11 protein-coding genes and 3 pseudogenes are annotated in these 15,603 nt (G+C 72.3%); 2 read left to right on the forward strand and 12 right to left on the reverse strand.

Translation table 11 applies throughout. The features are described from left to right. Positions 1 to 92: 92 nt before the first annotated feature. The 7 genes from CLM62_RS03620 to CLM62_RS03650 are packed head-to-tail and all read right to left on the reverse strand — an operon-like array spanning position 93 to position 11,187. Positions 93 to 3,824 (reverse strand): SAV_2336 N-terminal domain-related protein, encoded by a 3,732-nt coding sequence (locus CLM62_RS03620; protein ID WP_257003645.1) that lies wholly within the window; start codon positions 3,822 to 3,824, stop codon positions 93 to 95. Between the two features lie 49 nt (positions 3,825 to 3,873). Beyond that, a complete protein-coding gene (locus CLM62_RS03625; RefSeq protein ID WP_095748421.1) occupies positions 3,874 to 4,878 on the reverse strand; it encodes a MoxR family ATPase in 1,005 nt (334 codons plus the stop codon). Positions 4,879 to 4,914: 36 nt separating this feature from the next. Further along, positions 4,915 to 6,588: a trypsin-like peptidase domain-containing protein gene (locus tag CLM62_RS03630; RefSeq protein WP_095748422.1), complete on the reverse strand. Its 1,674-nt coding sequence runs from the start codon at positions 6,586 to 6,588 to the stop codon at positions 4,915 to 4,917. Beyond that, positions 6,585 to 6,935 carry a CU044_2847 family protein gene (locus tag CLM62_RS03635; protein WP_095748423.1) on the reverse strand — a complete coding sequence of 117 codons (351 nt, stop codon included), beginning with the start codon at positions 6,933 to 6,935 and terminating at the stop codon, positions 6,585 to 6,587. Before CLM62_RS03635 ends, CLM62_RS03630 begins: the two co-directional genes overlap by 4 nt. A 49-nt stretch (positions 6,936 to 6,984) precedes the next feature. Beyond that, the gene (locus CLM62_RS03640; protein ID WP_095748424.1) at positions 6,985 to 8,313 is read right to left on the reverse strand and encodes a carboxyl transferase domain-containing protein; all 1,329 of its coding nucleotides are present in this window, start codon (positions 8,311 to 8,313) and stop codon (positions 6,985 to 6,987) included. Continuing rightward, complete coding sequence (locus CLM62_RS03645) at positions 8,306 to 9,769, reverse strand: acyl-CoA synthetase (RefSeq protein ID WP_095748425.1); 1,464 nt, start codon at positions 9,767 to 9,769, stop codon at positions 8,306 to 8,308. Before CLM62_RS03645 ends, CLM62_RS03640 begins: the two co-directional genes overlap by 8 nt. Positions 9,770 to 9,813: 44 nt before the next feature. Beyond that, positions 9,814 to 11,187, reverse strand: coding sequence for an SLC13 family permease (locus CLM62_RS03650; RefSeq protein ID WP_095748426.1), 1,374 nt, complete (start codon positions 11,185 to 11,187; stop codon positions 9,814 to 9,816). 197 nt (positions 11,188 to 11,384) lie between these two features. Here CLM62_RS03650 and CLM62_RS03655 point away from each other — a divergent pair, with 197 nt between their 5' ends. Beyond that, positions 11,385 to 12,086 (forward strand): FadR/GntR family transcriptional regulator, encoded by a 702-nt coding sequence (locus CLM62_RS03655; protein WP_095748427.1) that lies wholly within the window; start codon positions 11,385 to 11,387, stop codon positions 12,084 to 12,086. A gap of 160 nt (positions 12,087 to 12,246) precedes the next feature. On the opposite strand, the pseudogene CLM62_RS03660 reads toward CLM62_RS03655, so the two are convergent. The 5 genes and pseudogenes from CLM62_RS03660 to CLM62_RS03680 form a co-directional block, all read right to left on the reverse strand. Further along, positions 12,247 to 12,403 (reverse strand): annotated as a pseudogene (locus CLM62_RS03660) (transposase family protein); the annotation flags it as partial. A gap of 71 nt (positions 12,404 to 12,474) precedes the next feature. Continuing rightward, positions 12,475 to 13,512, reverse strand: a complete 1,038-nt coding sequence (locus CLM62_RS03665) for a LacI family DNA-binding transcriptional regulator (protein WP_257003646.1) — start codon at positions 13,510 to 13,512, stop codon at positions 12,475 to 12,477. 637 nt (positions 13,513 to 14,149) lie between these two features. Then, entirely contained in the window at positions 14,150 to 14,626 is a 477-nt protein-coding gene (locus tag CLM62_RS03670) for a hypothetical protein (RefSeq protein WP_257003647.1), read from the reverse strand. Beyond that, positions 14,625 to 14,873, reverse strand: a pseudogene (locus CLM62_RS50995) (VapC toxin family PIN domain ribonuclease); the annotation flags it as partial. The pseudogene CLM62_RS50995 and the gene CLM62_RS03670, both read right to left, overlap by 2 nt. A gap of 83 nt (positions 14,874 to 14,956) precedes the next feature. Further along, positions 14,957 to 15,160 (reverse strand): DUF397 domain-containing protein, encoded by a 204-nt coding sequence (locus CLM62_RS03680; RefSeq protein WP_095748429.1) that lies wholly within the window; start codon positions 15,158 to 15,160, stop codon positions 14,957 to 14,959. Between the two features lie 7 nt (positions 15,161 to 15,167). Here CLM62_RS03680 and CLM62_RS03685 point away from each other — a divergent pair. Beyond that, positions 15,168 to 15,449 (forward strand): annotated as a pseudogene (locus CLM62_RS03685) (Uma2 family endonuclease); the annotation flags it as partial. Positions 15,450 to 15,603: the final 154 nt, after the last annotated feature.

Below are 15,603 nucleotides of genomic sequence, written 5' to 3' on the forward strand. Positions count from 1 at the left end.
ACGGGCGTTCTTCAGCGGTACCTGGCTTGAGGGCCTGGAGGAACGCCCCGGTGCAGTGGCTCGCCGGAGGTGCACGGCCCCGGCTTCGGGCGTCAGGGGTGGACCAGGAGGTACCAGCCGGTGTCGTCTTCCAGGGGCGTGAACGGATCGCGGCCTACGGAAGCGCCCTCGACCTCCACGTCGTGCCAGAACTCGGAGACGGCGATGACCGCTCGCGCCTCGGACGCGTCCAGCGCGGCCGCGACCGCCCCGGAGTCGGGCCGGTCGTCGTGGTACTCGTCTTCGCCGTCCCGGGTCTCCGTCTGCCAGAACTCCACCCGGAGGCGCTGGAAGCCGCTCAGATGTGCCAGTCGGTCGCGCAGCCCGGCCGCTGTGGCCCGGAACAGGCCGCCCCCGTCCTCGTACGCCTCCAGCAGCACCGTGCAGCCCTCGTCGTCATCCTGCCGACGGTACTGGTCGAAGGCGAGTCCGCTCGCCCTGAGCAGATCCGTGACGAGGCGGCGCAGCTCCTCCTGCGCCTTCACAGGCTGCGGGCCGTCGGCGAACTCGTAGCGGGCGCAGTCGCGACGCTCGACGTCCGGCTCCTCGTCCCCGGCCCCCGCCGGTTCGTCGTACGCGTCCCCGGCCTCCGCCGGTTCGTCGTATGCGTCCTCGGCCTGCTCGGCCGACAACGCGTCCTCCAGGGCGAACAGGCTGTCCGGCACCTCGTCCCGGGGGAGCGGGGTGCCCTCGGGCAGCTCCTCGCGGAGAGAGGGGAGCGGAGTTTCGTCCTCCGGAGGGATGAAGCCCTCCGGCAGCTCGTCGGGGGCGGCGACGAAGCCGTACGCGGTGTCGATGTCGATGGGAGCGTCGGGGTGTTCCTCGTGCGCCGACTCGTCCGCCGCGTCCTGGGGGGCGTCGCCGAACTCCTCGCGCAGTTCCCGCCCCAGGGCCAGCAGCTCGGGATTCCGGCCGCCGGACAGCTCGTACTCCTCGTAGGCCTCCAGGGCCTCCTCGGTCCGCCCCTGGCGCCGGAGGGCGATGAGGTACAGACGGCGGAAGTCCTCGCGGGCGGGGTGGGCGCGCAGGAGCTCCGCGAGGTCGGTTGCGGCGCGTTCGAACTCGCCGAGTTCCAGGTCGAGTTCGGCGCGGGTGCGATAGAGACCGAGGCGGAGCTGCTGGAGCCGGGCGCGGGCGGTGCGCGCGGCGGGGCCGGGGACGCCGGCGAGGGGTCCGCCGTCGCGCCAGAGCTTCAGGACCCGGTCGTAGTCCGCGCGATCGCGGGGCTTGCGGGCCACGAGGCGTTCGCACGCGAGCAGGTCGACGAAGTCGGCGCTGGTGTGCAGGGCGTAGCCGTCGGGCTGAGTGGCGAGGACGCCGGGCCCCAGGAGGGTGCGCAGCGCGGACGCCTGCCGGTCCAGTTCGGCCATGGTGTCCTGCGGAGCCTCGCCCGGGTCCCACACGCCGGCTGCGAGCTCCTCGTGGGTCACCTTGCGGCCGTGTTTGAGCAGCAGCATGGCGAGCATCGGCTTGAGATCGGGTGGGACGGGAACAAGGTCCGGCCCTTCGACCCGCAAAGGGCCGAGGAGATAGTAGAAGCGCTGGTCGTAGGCCTCCTTGGCCAGATGCGCGGAGTGCAGGGCGGTGAGCTGTTGCAGGCCCGCCCTTCGGGTGCTGAGGTCTGGGGACAGCAGTTGGTCGAGGGCGTCCGCCAGCCACGGCCGCATGGTGTCCGGCAGATGGGCAAGCTGGTCCGGCTGCACCGGCCGCACCAACCACGCGGTCCCCGCCGCCAGTTCGAGCAGCAGCTCGGCCACGGCCCGCAGGTCCTCCGCGTGCCCCTGAGGGCCGGAGGTCCGCCCCGGTGAGAAGAGGCTGAGCTTGACCGTCCCGTCAGGCAGGAGCACGACCCGTGTCATTTCGAGCCCCCCGTGGGTGATGCCGGCCTCGTGACAGGCCAGGAGGGCCCGCGCGAGCTGGTCGCCGATCGACACCAGCAGCGGGGGCGGAAGGCGGTAACCGCCCACCGCGGCCAGCGCGTTGAGCGGGATGCCGTCCAGGTACTCCATGACGACGAACGGCGTGTCGTCCTCGATGCCGAAGTCGTGGACGGTCACCACGCCGGGGTGCTCGAAGCTCTGGAGGATCCGCGCGTCCCGCAGGAACGCCTCCCGTCGGTCCGGATCGGTGACCGGCCGGTGCAGCCGCACCACGACGGTGCGGTCCGCCTCCGTGTCCCGGGCCCGCCACAGCGCCCCACTCGGACTGATCCGCTCCAGCAACCGGTAGCGGCCCCCCACGCCCGGCGGAACGGACACCGGAGTCTCGGCCTCCCCGCCCAGCTGCCGCACACTCTCCGGACTGACCGTCGCGAACGCCTCGCCGTCCACCGCCGTCCGCATACCGCCCGGCGCCGGGGTCGACGCCCGGAACTCGCCCGGTGCCCTTCCGGCCCGCTCGTCGATCAACCCGCCCACCCGGGCCAGCAGTTCCGTGGTGCGGCCCCGCGCGGTGCGCGGCAGACCGCGCAGCAGCAGCTCCCGCACGCCGGGCCGGAACGCGTACGAGCCCGGCGGCCCGGCCACCCCCGTGAGCATGCCGCTGAGGATCACCTCGGCGAGGTGCTGGGGGCGCGGGTGCGGTTCGAGGGCGGCCTGGACCAGGCGCATGACCGGCAGGTCCGGGCGCCCGAGTGCGAGGTGGCCGGCCAGCCGGTACGCCTCCGGGGAGGCCGCCGCGCGAAAGCGCAGGACCAGCTCCTCGGCGGACAGACCGGTGACGTCCGTGCGGTCGTCGGAGTCGGTCGGCAGCGGTCGGCTCAACCGGGCGGCCGCGCCGGGGACTTCCTGGCCCGAGGCGGCCGCGATCAGGGACGCCCAGTTCGCCAGCCAGCGCGGTCCCGGTTCGAGTACGGGCAGCGGGACGAAGCCTTCGGTGCCGTCGCCGTCGCCGTCGTCCCGCTCGTACGGCGTGAAGGCGAGCGCGGTGTTCGGCGCCGCCGGGTGCGGTGCCGACAGCAGACCGGGGGTCGTCGGCAGGGCCGTGTCCCGCCAGAGGTGTTCCGGGAGGGGCTGTACGACGGCCAGCGGCATCCGGTGCGCCCAGCGGCGCAGGGTGCCGTGCCAGAGGGTGCCGGCCGGGCCCTGCCGCCACTGCGGTCCCATGCAGTCGCTGACCAGGAGGGTGACCGTGCGGCCGTCGGCGGGGGTGTGGGCGCCGTGGTGGCGCACGGTGCCGTCGGGTTCGGCGCGGTGCAGGGTCACCGTGCGGAAGATGCCCGACTGGGCGAGCGCCGTGTGCAGTTCGCGGACCAAGGGGCGCCACACCGGCATCGTGGGACCGGCGTCGTACACCAGGTTCAGACGCAGCCAGCGCTCCTGCGCGGGGCGCAGCACCGGCAGCCACCACTTGGGGGCGGCGCCCAGGCGGGCGATGCGGTCGGCGGTGGCGCGCTCGTCCAGTTGGAGGCGGTCGGGTGCGTCGGTACGGCGTTTGAGGGGGCGCAGGGAGCGCTGCAGGGCCAGGGGGTGGCGCAGCATCGGGGGCGCGGGCGCCAGCAGGGTGGTGTGGAGTTCGTTCGACGTTCCGGGCGTCCGGGCCGGGGCGGGCAGGTGCAGTGGGGCGCGGGGGGATTCCGGCGGCGGGGAGGTGGCGCTGTCCTGCTGGTTCGGGGGGAGCGGCGGGGGCGTCCGCCTGGTGGGTTCAGGGGGGCGTACGTCCTCGGTGGGGGGTCGCGGTGCCGGGGCGGCCGGGGTGTCGGCCGGGGGCTCCATGTGGCGGGCCAGCCACAGGAGCTCGGCGAGTTCGAGCGGCGTCGGGCGGACGCCGCCGGCCGCCTCGGTCAAGACGTCGGTCAGGCGGATCAGGGGTGTCCCTGGGCGTGGTCCTGGGCGCTCAGAAGGCATCGGCCTGCGACGCCTCGCCCAGATACGGCATCAGCTGCTCGGCCAGTTCGTCGAGGGACTCGGCGGCCAGGTCGGAGGAGCGGGCCAGGTAGATCGCGTTGAGGAGCTGGTCGGTGGCCAGGTCACCGCCGCCCACCCGGGACAGGAACCGGCTGATCAGGGTCTGGGCGTAGGCGTCGGGCGCCTCGCCGAAGTGGGCGCGGACGATGTCGGCGAGATGGCTGTCGTCGGGCTGCCTCAGCCGCAGGGTCACGCAGCGGCGCAGGAAGGCGGGCGGGAACTCGCGCTCGCCGTTGCTGGTCAGCACGACGAAGGGGAAGGCCCGGCTGCGGATCCGGCCGCGCTCCACCGGGACCCGCTGGTCGGCGCCGTCGATCATCACCTCGGCGGTGGGGGCGTGCCGGGCGGTGCGGAGCAGTTCGGGGATCTCGTACTGGCCCTCTTCCAGGACGTTCAGCAGGTCGTTGGGCAGGTCGAGGTCGCTCTTGTCGATCTCGTCGATCAGCAGGGCGCGGGGGCGGGCGTAGGGGAGGAGGGCGGTGCCCAGGGGGCCCAGACGCAGGTGGTCCTCGATGCCGGCCTCCGCGGCCGGTGCGTTCCTGGCCGCGTACAGCCGGGAGAGCGGGTCGTACTGGTAGAGGCCGTCGTGGAGCGTGCTGCGGCTGGTGATGTTCCAGCGAAGCACCGGGCCCAGGCACAGCTCGCGGGCCACCGCGTACACGAGTGAGGACTTGCCGGTGCCGGGCGGGCCGGTCACGAGGAGCGGACGGCGCAAGTACAGGGCGGCGTTGACCAGTTGGACCGTCGGTGAGGTGGCCCGGTACGTCTCCGCGCGGTGCGTGCGGTCCGGGGAGACGGCGGAGGTGTCGGCGGCCTCGTCCGGCGGGTCGAGCACCGGTCCGCCGTCGAAGGCCCGCCAGGGCGGGGGCGGCGGCAGCCGGTCGATGCCGTCGTGCGGCTCGTTGGTACCGGTGTAGACGGGCCACAGGGGCATGGATCTTCTCTCCGTGGGGGCTGTCGGGGCCGGGGCTCAGGCGACGGGTGAGTGCAGGCTGGCGGGGGGCTCGGGGAAGCGGCGCGGGTCGTCCCAGAGGAGCTGGACGTCTCTCGCCCAGTGCCGGTCCGGGTCCTCGTCGGCGTCGGCGGTCTCACGCAACGCCATGACGTGCCGCGGGAGTTGCGCGGGCGGGACGCCGGTGACGGCGGCGGCGAGCTCGTCGAGGAACGCGGCGCCGGAACAGGGGCCGTCGTGCCCGGTGTCGGCGCAGCCCGTGCGCGGCCACACCAGGACCGGCACCGGGGTGTTGAGACCGACCTCGAAACGCGGTCGCGCGGTGGCGGGCGGGAAGGAGAAACCGGCCAGGTCGGCGTCGTCGTCGCGCAGCCGCTTGCGCAGCATCGGCGGCCGTTCCGGGGTGCCGCACTCGACGCGGTGCAGCCGCGCCCCGGGAAAGGCGTCCAGCTTCTGCCACTTCTTGGCCAGCTGGTGGCGCAGCCGGCCGCTGCGGTGCCGGGACCGATCCACGACGACGAGCGGGTAGGCGCATCCCAGCGGAGTGGAGTCGTCGGCGCCGCACTCCCAGTGCGCCACCGGTTCGTTCAGCCACTCGCGGGGCAGCACGAACGTGATCAGCTCGTCCGCGTCCGGGGCGAGCTGGGTGAACGCCTCGTCGATGCGCTCCTGGACGTACGCCCGTACCGCGGTGCGCGGCAGCCGCCGCGAACCCACGCGCCGCCGGTGTCCGTCACGGTAGGCGGACACCTCGACGGTGACCTGGTCGGGCCCGGCGCCGCTGTGCTCGATCTCGACGAGGATCGGGGACCAGGAAGGGGCGACGGCGGACCGCGCGGGCCGTGCGTCCAGCAGCTCCCGCAGACGGTCGGCGAACCGGTCCACCGCCTCCGTGCCGGGAACTTCCCACTGCACGTACCCGGCGGCCGCCCCCAGCGAGGCAAAGCCGCCCTCCGGCAGCGGCGGGCCGAACAGCCCCACGGCGTCCACGTACAACCGGTCGGGATCGCAGGCCACGCCCTGGACCACCGCCCGTCGCACCAGGCTGTACAGGCGGCGCACCGCGTCCGGGCGGTGCTCGGATGTGGGGACCAGTTCGCACAGCTCGGGCCAGTAGCGCACCATCACCTGGGTGGGCAGCATCCGGCCCACCCGTGCGTCCCGCGCGCCCGCGACCGTCGACACCATGCCGACCACCCGGCCGTCCGCCAGGGTCGCCGCCGCCCCGCTGAACCCGGGTGCCAGGGGCTGCCCGTGCGCCGTCACGGCCTCCAGCTGCCGCCACTCGTCCGAGACCAGCGCCCCCGGCACGGCTTGGTACCGGGCGAGCATGCCCTCGTCGTAGCCCTTGGGAAAGCCGTACGCGACCAAAGTGGGGGCCGCGGCGTCGGGGCCGCCCAGCTCGGCGCCGGGAGGCGCGAACTCGGCCGGTTCCACCGGCACTTCGCGGTCCAGTTCGAGGACGGCCAGGTCACCGGGGTCGGCGGCGCCGCCCGCCCAGCCGCCGTGGACGGCCACGGTGGCGCGCACCGGGCCGGACTCCCTGCTGTTGGGAAAGGTCACCGTCACCTCCGACGCCCCGCTCCACCGGACGACATGGGCACAGGTGACCACGCGGCTGGCGGAGACCAGGAAGCCGGCGCCGACCTCCTTCCCGCAGACGATCCGGGCATGCCAGGCAGCGCCGCTCATGACCGGTCGGCGGCCTCCGGATCCGCCCCGGACCGCCCAGGTGACCAGCTGAGCTTCACCACCAGGTGGCCCTCCGTGGACCCCTTGGCGATGACCGCGCCCGCCTCCGCGCTGAGCTTCACGCCGAATTCGAGCTCCACGGAATCGGGCCGGAGCGAGCCGTCCCTAAAGACCCGCAGCGCGGACTCGGCGGCCGCCCGGACTCCGTCCAGCGCACCCTCGAAGGTGCGCGCCGCCCGGGCCGGCCCGTCGCCGCGCGAGACGAGACGGGCCCCGGACTCGTCGTCGACGGACTCCACGACCACCATGGCGCCGTCTTCGGTCTTGAACTCCATCAGCCCGTCCATGGCGCCGCCGGCTCCCCCGTGGTGTGTGTGACTTGCACGAACTCCATTGTTACGGACGGTGCTCCCGAATCACACCCAGCTCCACCAAGTCCTGCGGCCGGATCCGCAGTTCGTCCGCCGTCGCCTCCACTTCCTCCGCCGGCCGCTTCAGGATCGCCGCCGCCAATTCGGGAGCTATGACCGAGAAGTAACTGTCCGGCGTGGCCCATGTGTTGCCGGGTGCGGCCAGGGCCAGTGCGCCGCCCGAGCCGCCCTCGCCGATGACCAGCGTGGTGATCGGTGTGCGAGCGGACGCCACCGTGAGGAACAGGTCCGCGATCGCCGCGCCCACGGCCTGTCGTTCGGCCTCCGCGTCGTTGGCCGCGCCGGGTGTGTCCACCAGGGTCAGCACCGGGATGCCGAGGCGTTCCGCGAGGCGGATCAGGCGGGTGGCGGTGCGGTAGCCGGCGGGGCGGGTCGCCGTTGCGGTCTGGGCGGCGTACGCGATCGTACGGTCCTCGTGCTCGCCGAAGCCGCAGAGCATGCCGGCCGGGTCGGTACCGCCGCAGCGGTCGCCGCTGATCGCCACCCGGTGCGTGAAGTAGGCGTCCAAGTAGGCATCGGCGCGGGGGCGTCGGGGGTCGCGGGCGCGGTGGACCGCGGCCCAGCCGGTGGCCGGCAGGTCCGTCGCGCCGAGGGGCGTGGGCACGGGGGCCGGTGCGTCCGACGGCGCCGTCAGCAGCCGTAGCCACAGGCCCAGCGTCTCCCGCAGTTCCTCCGGCCGTACGATCGCGTCGGCCGAGCCCGCCGCCACCTGCGCCTGAGCCGTGTACGCCGCCGGGTCCGCGTCCGGCGGCCGGATCCGGGAGCCCGCGAAGCCGACCTGGGCGCCGGGGAGGGCCAGGATCACGTCGGCGCCCGCGCCGAGGGTGGCCCAGCCGCCGCCGGTGGTCGGGTCCCGCAGTACGGCGATCTGCGGCAGGCCCGCCTCGCGGGTGAGCGCCGACTGCCGTGCCACGCGCTGGAGTTGGGTGAGGGCGAGCATGCCCTCCTGCATGCGGCTGCCGCCGGTGGCGACCAACGGCACGACCGGCAGGCGCTGTTCACGGGCGTGCGTGTACGCCGCCTCCAGCCGGTCGCCGGTGCGCTCGCCGAGCGAGCCGCCGAGGAAGCCGAACTCGAAGGCGATCAGCACCGCCCGCGTGCCCTCGACGTGCGCGGTGCCGCAGACCACGGACTCCTGCTCGCCGGTGCGTTCGGCGGCGCGGGCGCGCGAGGCGTCGTAACCCTGCCAGGCGAGGGGACCGTCGGGTGCGGAGTCCTTCGGCGGGTACGGGAGTTCGGTGAAGTCGTCGGAGACGAGGGCGATCGTCTCGCGGGCGGACAGGCGGTCAGTCATGGCTCAGCGCACGCTTCATGATCTTGCCCATGTCATTGCGGGGAAGAGCGTCCAGGTGGTGGACGACCCGGGGCCGCTTGTGCGGGGCGAGGCGGGCGGCCACATGGTCCGCCAACTCCTCGGTGGACGGGGGTGCTTGGGGATCCGCCGGGACGATCCACGCCACGATCCGCTCGCCCAGGTCCGCGTCCGGCTCTCCGGTGACCGCTGCCTCCCGCACCCCGGGATGTTCGAGGAGCGCGTTCTCGATCTCGCCGGCCCCGATCTTGTAACCCCCGCTCTTGATCAGGTCGGTGGCCTTGCGGCCGACGATACGGACATAGCCGTCGGGGTCGCGCACCGCCATGTCGCCGGTGCGGAACCAGCCGTCGGCGGTGAAGGCGGCGGTCGTGGCGTCGGGCCGGTTGAGGTAGCCGGTGAACAGGTTCGGGCCGCGCACCTGGATCTCGCCCACGGTCTCGCCGTCGTACGACGTGATCGGCGCCCCGTCCTCCTCCACCAGCCGCAGCTCCACGCCCGGCAGCGGCACGCCGACGGTTCCGGCGCGCGGTTCGCCGTCCGCCCGCACGCTCGTGTTCATCAGCGTCTCCGTCATGCCGTACCGCTCGATCACCCGCCGCCCGGTCGCGGCCGCGATGCGCTCGTGGTCGTGCACCGGCAGCGCGGCGGAACCGGATACCAGCAGCCGGGCCCGGCCGAGCGCCTTGGCCAGCTCCGGGTCGTCGGACAGGGCCTGGGCGATGCGGTGGTACATCGTGGGGACGCCGAAGAGCATGGTCGCGCCGGCGTTCAGCTCGCGTGCCACGCCCTCGGTGGTGAACCTGCCGAGGTGACGCACGCAACCGCCGCGGCGCAGCGGGCCCAGGATGCCCAGCACCAGGCCGTGCACGTGGAACAGCGGCAGCCCGTGCACGAGGACGTCGTCGCCGGTCCACTGCCAGGCGTCGGCGAGCGCGTCCAGGGTGGCGGCGACGGCCCGGCGGGGGATGAGGGCGCCCTTGGGCGGGCCGGTGGTGCCGGAGGTGTAGACGACGAGGGCGGGGGCCTCGTCGTCGGAGGGGTTCGTGCCGGGGGCGGGGCCGGTGGCGCGCACGTCGACGTCGATGCGGTTCAAGTCGCTTACCGGAGGCGGTAGTTCGTCGCCGGGTGCGGCCAGCACCAGCGCGGGCGCACTGTCGGTGAGGATGTGCCCGAGTTCCTTCTCCCCGGACTTCGGGTTGAGCGGTACGGCGGCGACACCGGCCTCCAGCGCCGCCACCACCGCCACGGCGGTCTCCAGCGCCGGGGTCGCCCAGACGGCCACCCGGGCGTGGCCGGCGATCCGGTCCGCGAGCGCACCCGCCGCGACGGCGAGCTCCGCGTACGTCAGGGACCGGTCGCCGAACCGCAGGGCGGGCCGGGCGTCGGGCCGGGCGTCGGTCCGGCCGTCGCTCAGGGCCGGGAAGAGAGAGGACACGCGTTGTACTCCTTCACTCACTGTTGTTGTCGGGACCTACGGACCTACCCCCAGCCGGGCACGACCATCACCAGCCACGCCACCGCGGGTACCACCGCCACCACGATCCCTCCGTACACCATCAGCTGCCTGAAGAAACGCTCGCGGTCGACGTCCGGTGCCGCGGCCAGCACCAGCGCGCCGTTCGTCGAGAACGGGCTCACGTCCACGACCGTCGCCGACACGGCGAGCGCCGCCACCATGCCGACCGCGCCGATCTCGCCCTGCGCGAGGAAGGGCACGGCGAGGGGGATCAGGGCGCCCATGATCCCGACGGACGAGGCGAACGCCGACACGAGCGCGCCGATGTAGCAGAGCAGGACCGCGGCCAACAGCGGCACGCCGATGCCGCTGACGCCCTCGCCGGCCCAGGTGATGGTGCCCATCTCGTCCAGGACACCGACGTACGTCAGGACACCGCAGATCAGCAGGACCGTCGACCAGGCGATCTGGCCGACCGCCTTGCGGCTGTCCTCCGGCCAGGCGGTGCTCAGGACGACCGCGAGGGTGATCGCGGTCAGACCGGCGTCCAGGTCGAAGGCGAGGACGGCGACGACGAGGGCGACGAGGGAGGTGAGGGTGGCGATCCGGGCCGGGGTGAGGCGGGTGGTGTCGGGCGTGGTGGGTGCGTCGGGGCGGGTGGCTACGGCGGTGTTGGTACCCCCAGCGCTACCAGCGGGCTGCGGGCCGGAACCGCCCTCCGGAAGGCCCCCCGTATCAGACGCGTCCTTGGAGGCGTCCTCTGCGGATTCATCCGGCGTCACCGCCCCCCGAGCCCACAGCTTCAGCCCGCCGAAGAGCACGAAGACCACACCCGCGATGACCAGGTTGGCGAACAGGGAGGCGAGGAAGAGGGCGATCTCGTTGCCCGGCAGCTTCTCGCGCTCGACGATGCCGTTGACGATCGAGCCGTAGATGCTGATCGGCGAGAAGCCGCCGGCCTGGGCGCCGTGCACCACCATCGCGCCCATCAGCAGCGGGCTGATGCCGTAGCGGGCGGCGAAGCTCAGCGCGATCGGCGCGACGATCGCGACCGCGGCCGGGCTGACCGCGCCGATCGCCGTGAGCGCGCCGGTGATGGCGAACATCACCCAGGGGATCAGCGCCACGCGTCCCCGGACGAGGCGGATGGAGGCGTGCACCAGCCAGTCGGTGGTGCCGTTGGCGCGGGCGATCGCGAAGAGGTACGTGACGCCGACGAGCACGACGAACAGATCGCCGGGGAAGCCGGCGAAGATGCCGTCGGCGTCGAGGTCGGCGACGAGCTCACCGACCGCGAAGGCGGCGGCGAAGGCGAGCGCGCCCATGTTGACGGAACGGGTGGTGGCGATGACGAACACCACGACGAGGACGAGGATCGAGATGAGTTCGGGGGACATACGGGCTCCCGTCTTTGGGTCCCGAGCGGCGGGGTGGGTATCCGGGGGAGTGGTCGAGTGGCTGAGCCACTTACGGGTCGGTTGGCTGGTTAGCGTGGGCGCGGCACGCGGCGGCGTCAAGGGGTCGCGCAAAAATTGGCTCAGCCACTCGGCCACCGCGGAGCCCGGTGCTACGCTCCCGACGAGAGGGGGACCCCGTGACCGACGCCCTGCGACCCATGACGAAACAGCGCCTCTACGAGCAGGTGCTGGACCGGCTGCGCCAGTACGTCGCCGAGGGCGGCCTGCGCGCGGGGGACCGCCTCCCGCCCGAGCGCGACCTCGCGCAGCGCCTCGGCGTCAGCCGGGCCTCCGTGAAGCAGGCGATCGTCGTCCTGGAAGTCCAGGGCCTGGTGGAGGCACGGCACGGCGGCGGCACGTACCTGGTCCGCGACAGCCTCGACGTCGAGCCGGTCGAGAGGATGGTCGAGCGCCGCCGACGCCTCCCCGACGTACTGGAAGCCCGCGAAGCCCTGGAGACGAAACTCGCCGAGCTGGCCGCGGAGCGCCGCACGGAGGACGACCTGGCCGCGATGAGGTCGGCGCTCGCCCACATGACGACGGAGATCGAGGAGGGCGACCCCGGCGTCGAGGGCGACCGCCTCTTCCACGCGGCGGTGACGGCGGCCGCCCACAGCAGCCTCCTCGCGGAGTTCATGCGCTCCATCGCCGACCAGATCGCCGAGAGCCGCACCGAGTCCCTCCGCCAGCCCGGCCGCCCCACCCGCTCCCTCGCCCAGCACCAGGCCATCCTCGACGCGATCGCCGCCGGACAGCCGAAGCAGGCGGCCACCGCGATGCGCCGCCATGTGCGTACGGTCGCGAAGGTGCGGTTGCTGGACTGGGAGCCGGGGGAGTAACGCTGAGCCCTGCCGGTTCGACGGCAGGGCTCTGGGGGCGGGAAGTGTCAGGCGGCCGCGGGGGCCCGGACGCTTACCCAGTGATTGGCAGATCTGTTCCACCGGCACGGCCACCTCACCTGGGGTTTTTCTTCGCGAGGGTGGAACAGACCTGCCAATCACCCGCTGTCACCCACGAGCCGGCGCCCATGTAGGCCCGGTCAGCGGAGGACCGGGACGCCCTGGCGTTCGCAGATCCGGATGATCCGGTGGGTGCGAGCCGCCGTCAGGTCGTGGGCTCGGCCGGGCCATGCGGACGAGAGCCACAGCAGCCGTCCGGGACATTACGGGGGAACCACCGAGCCGCTCAGCGACCGAACCCCGCTGACGGATCGAGGTCAAAGGTGGGTCACGTCGTGCCGCGGACATTCAAGCTTGGTGTCAGGACGATAGGGGGTGGCACTTCGCCTGCGAGGAGTTGGTCGACTTGGTGGATGGCCAGTTCGCCCAGCCGTCGCTTGTCGAGGTGGAGGGTGGTCAGTGGCGGGTCGACCAGATCGACGACGCTCAGCCCGTCGTAGCCGACCAGTGCGCAGTCGTCCGGTACTTGGACGCCGAGCCGGCGGGCGGCCCGGAGCGCGCCGATCGCAACCAGGTCGTTGAAAGCGACCACGGCCGTGAGGTCTGGGCGCGCGGCGTACAGCGCCTCGAACGCGGCGGCGCCCCCGGCCGGGGACTGCTCACCCATGACAACCCAGCCCTCGTCGACGGGCAGCGCATGTTCGCCGACGACTTCGAGGAAGGTGCGGCGCCGGACCATCGGGGCGCTCATGCACTCGCAGTCGATCATGCCGATCCGGCGGTGACCCCGGTCGATGAGGTGCTGCATCCCGGCCCGGATTCCGGCCGCGGTGTCGATGTGGACCAACGCGTGGTTCGACGAGTCCAGCCCGCGATCGACTAGAACCAGCGGCACGGTGCCCACGTACGGCTCGAGCTGCGCATCGGGATGGCTGATGTAGCCGACAAGAGCGTCAACCTGTTGGCCGAGTGAGCGGACCAAGTCCAGCTCCCGGGACCGATCGTTCTCGGTGCTGGCCACGAGCACCTGCCAGTCGCGTTCGTCCGCGGCCGCAATCACTCCTGCCACGAACTCTGGGAAGAAGGGGTTGACCACGTCGGGGACGATCAGCCCGACGGATACGACGTCCCGGCGGACCAGCCCCCGGCCGAACCGGCTGGGCCGGTACCGCAACTGCCTTGCGACATCGAGCACGCGTTGCTGAGTCCCCGGGTCGATCTCTCCCTTGCCATTGATCGCCCGGGAGACGGTCTGATGGGACACGCCTGCCGCCTGAGCAACGTCGCGGAGCGTGACGCGCTTGACGGTTCTCACACCCCGCGCCCGCTGGTCTTCCGTTTCCCGCTGTCCGGCCACGCTGCCCACTCACTTCTGTTCCTGTGCCGCCCTGTGTCCAAGTCAATCAGGTTCACCGGCCTGCCGCGCCATCACCAGCCCGGCACTGCCACGAGAGCAAGGCAGCGCCAGAACGCCACCGGCGGATCGTGAGCCGTCCGGCGGCGGGCGTTGACGGAATCTGCTCCCCTGAGCAAGAATCCCGTTAGCGGTCACGTTAGCGGTCACGTTAACGCTAACGGAACAAGCGAAGGAGAGCACAGTGGCTTCTTTGAGGGGCCCCCTAGCGCACGAGCCCCACCCGATGTTCCGTGGCGTGTTCCGCAGCTGGCACGCAAAGGCCGGCGTCTTTTCGGCGCTGCCAGACGCACCTGTGGAGCCGGATGATCCGCAGCCTTGGTGGCGCCAACTGAGAGTTCGGCGGCGGAAGCCGAGCAGCGGTGGATCTTCGCTCAGTCGGTCCACGGCGCGTCCCCGGGGTTGTCCTGCTCCCAGCGGGAATGGTCGGAGCTGAGTGCCTGTGTCTGATCCAGCCATGCCAAGACTGGGTCCTGGTGTTCGATGACACGCGGCGCTGTGAAACACCGCGAGGGGCAGCCGGATGATCTCGGCTGCCCCTCGCACCTGCTTCAGCGGTCCGGCGTCGCGCTCCGGACCTGCTGCCTGGTCAGGTCAGGCGTCGGCGGATCCACCAGGCGCAGAACCCGGTCAGGGCCAGGGCGAGGCCGAGGTAGAGCCCGGTCTCGGCCCATTGAAGGGCCCAGAAGTTGCCAGCGGGCTGGTACGTCACCTGCTGCTTGTAGCCCAGGTCGCCGAGGTCGGCGATGCAGCGGTCGAATTGCTGCAGGGTGGGCGGGCCCGACTCGGTGTGCAGGCAGTCGGCGAAGGACGACGGCACCGGGACCGGCTGACCGGCGGCGTGCGGTGTCTGTTGGGAGGTGACCCAGGCACCGGGCACTTCGGGGTGCGTGACGATCTGCTTGGTGCCCTCCTGGATGCTGATGGGGGCGCCGCCGGGCTCGATCGGCACGGTGGTCCGGTCCGTGGCGGGTAGGTGGGGCCGGATCCACAACGGCACACTGATCTGGACGGCGGCGTAGACGCCGGAGACCGCGTCGCGCCCTGCGGGGGGCGGCTTGAGCACGGCCGGTTTCTGGGCCGTACCACTGGAGTGCCTCGCCGGTGACGGCGATGAGGCACTCGAAGTGCCGGTCTGGTGCAGGAGGGCGCAGTCCCTGGAACTCGGCCGTGGCGGCGACTACGAGGTCGACGGGCCCGGCGCCGCGGTGCCGGCCGCGCCGGGTGATGATCTCCTGGACCTGCCAGGCGCCGTCGTGGGCGCTGTCGTCCACCGGGACCCAGTCGAAGGGCATGCGCATGTCCTCGATGCCCTACTGACCCGCTGACGGCCTGATGGCGTTCATATGACCCGCCCCCGGGCCCCGAAATCGTCACGATCCACTGCAGGAAGGGCTCACCAAGGGCAGCGACTGTGGCGCAAGTGGTCAACGAACGCGGCGAAGGCATCCGGCGGGAGGGTGACAATGGGGCCGTGGGGGAGCTTGGAGTCGCGGACGGCGACCGAGGTGTGGGTGGGGAGGTTGACCACCTCGACGCAGTTGCCGCCCTGGTCGTCGCTGTAGGAGGACTTGAACCAGACGTCTTCAGGGATGTTCATGTCTCCCGACCCGGACGGCGCGCTCATGGTCGTCGAGGTCACCTCGTACGACTCGGACACCGACCGACGGGACCGGCACGAGAAGCCTGCCGCGTACGGCCAGTCCGGGATCCCTTTGTACCTTTTGATCGACCAGGGCTCCTGCACTGTCACGGTGCACAGCGCCCCGGACCGGACGGTCGGTGGCTACCGCGACATTCACACGGCGAAGTTCGGTGAGAAGGTGCTCATCCCCGACCCGATCGGCATCGAACTCGACACGGAGATCCTCAAGAACTACGTGCGGTGAGCAGATGAGGTCCTGCCCGGAACTGGGCGGGATCTCATCCTCATACGACCGTCGGCAGACCCCGCGCCCCGCACATGTAAAGGCGGCGCCGGGTCCCCACGAGCGTGGCCAGGTCCTCTGTCCCGGGGAGCGACATAGCGGTGATTGTGTCCCA

The organism is Streptomyces sp. SA15 (genome assembly GCF_002291145.1).
Taxonomy (GTDB): domain Bacteria; phylum Actinomycetota; class Actinomycetes; order Streptomycetales; family Streptomycetaceae; genus Streptomyces.

What these genes read in the sequence shown, in the direction of transcription:
- CLM62_RS03625 (WP_095748421.1), bottom strand. Translation starts at nt 4,878, where the DNA reads ATGCCCCTGTGGCCCGTCTACACCGGTACCAACGAGCCGCACGACGGC.
- CLM62_RS03630 (WP_095748422.1), bottom strand. Translation starts at nt 6,588, where the DNA reads ATGAGCGGCGCTGCCTGGCATGCCCGGATCGTCTGCGGGAAGGAGGTC.
- CLM62_RS03635 (WP_095748423.1), bottom strand. Translation starts at nt 6,935, where the DNA reads ATGGACGGGCTGATGGAGTTCAAGACCGAAGACGGCGCCATGGTGGTC.
- CLM62_RS03640 (WP_095748424.1), bottom strand. Translation starts at nt 8,313, where the DNA reads ATGACTGACCGCCTGTCCGCCCGCGAGACGATCGCCCTCGTCTCCGAC.
- CLM62_RS03650 (WP_095748426.1), bottom strand. Translation starts at nt 11,187, where the DNA reads ATGTCCCCCGAACTCATCTCGATCCTCGTCCTCGTCGTGGTGTTCGTC.
- CLM62_RS03680 (WP_095748429.1), bottom strand. Translation starts at nt 15,160, where the DNA reads ATGAACATCCCTGAAGACGTCTGGTTCAAGTCCTCCTACAGCGACGAC.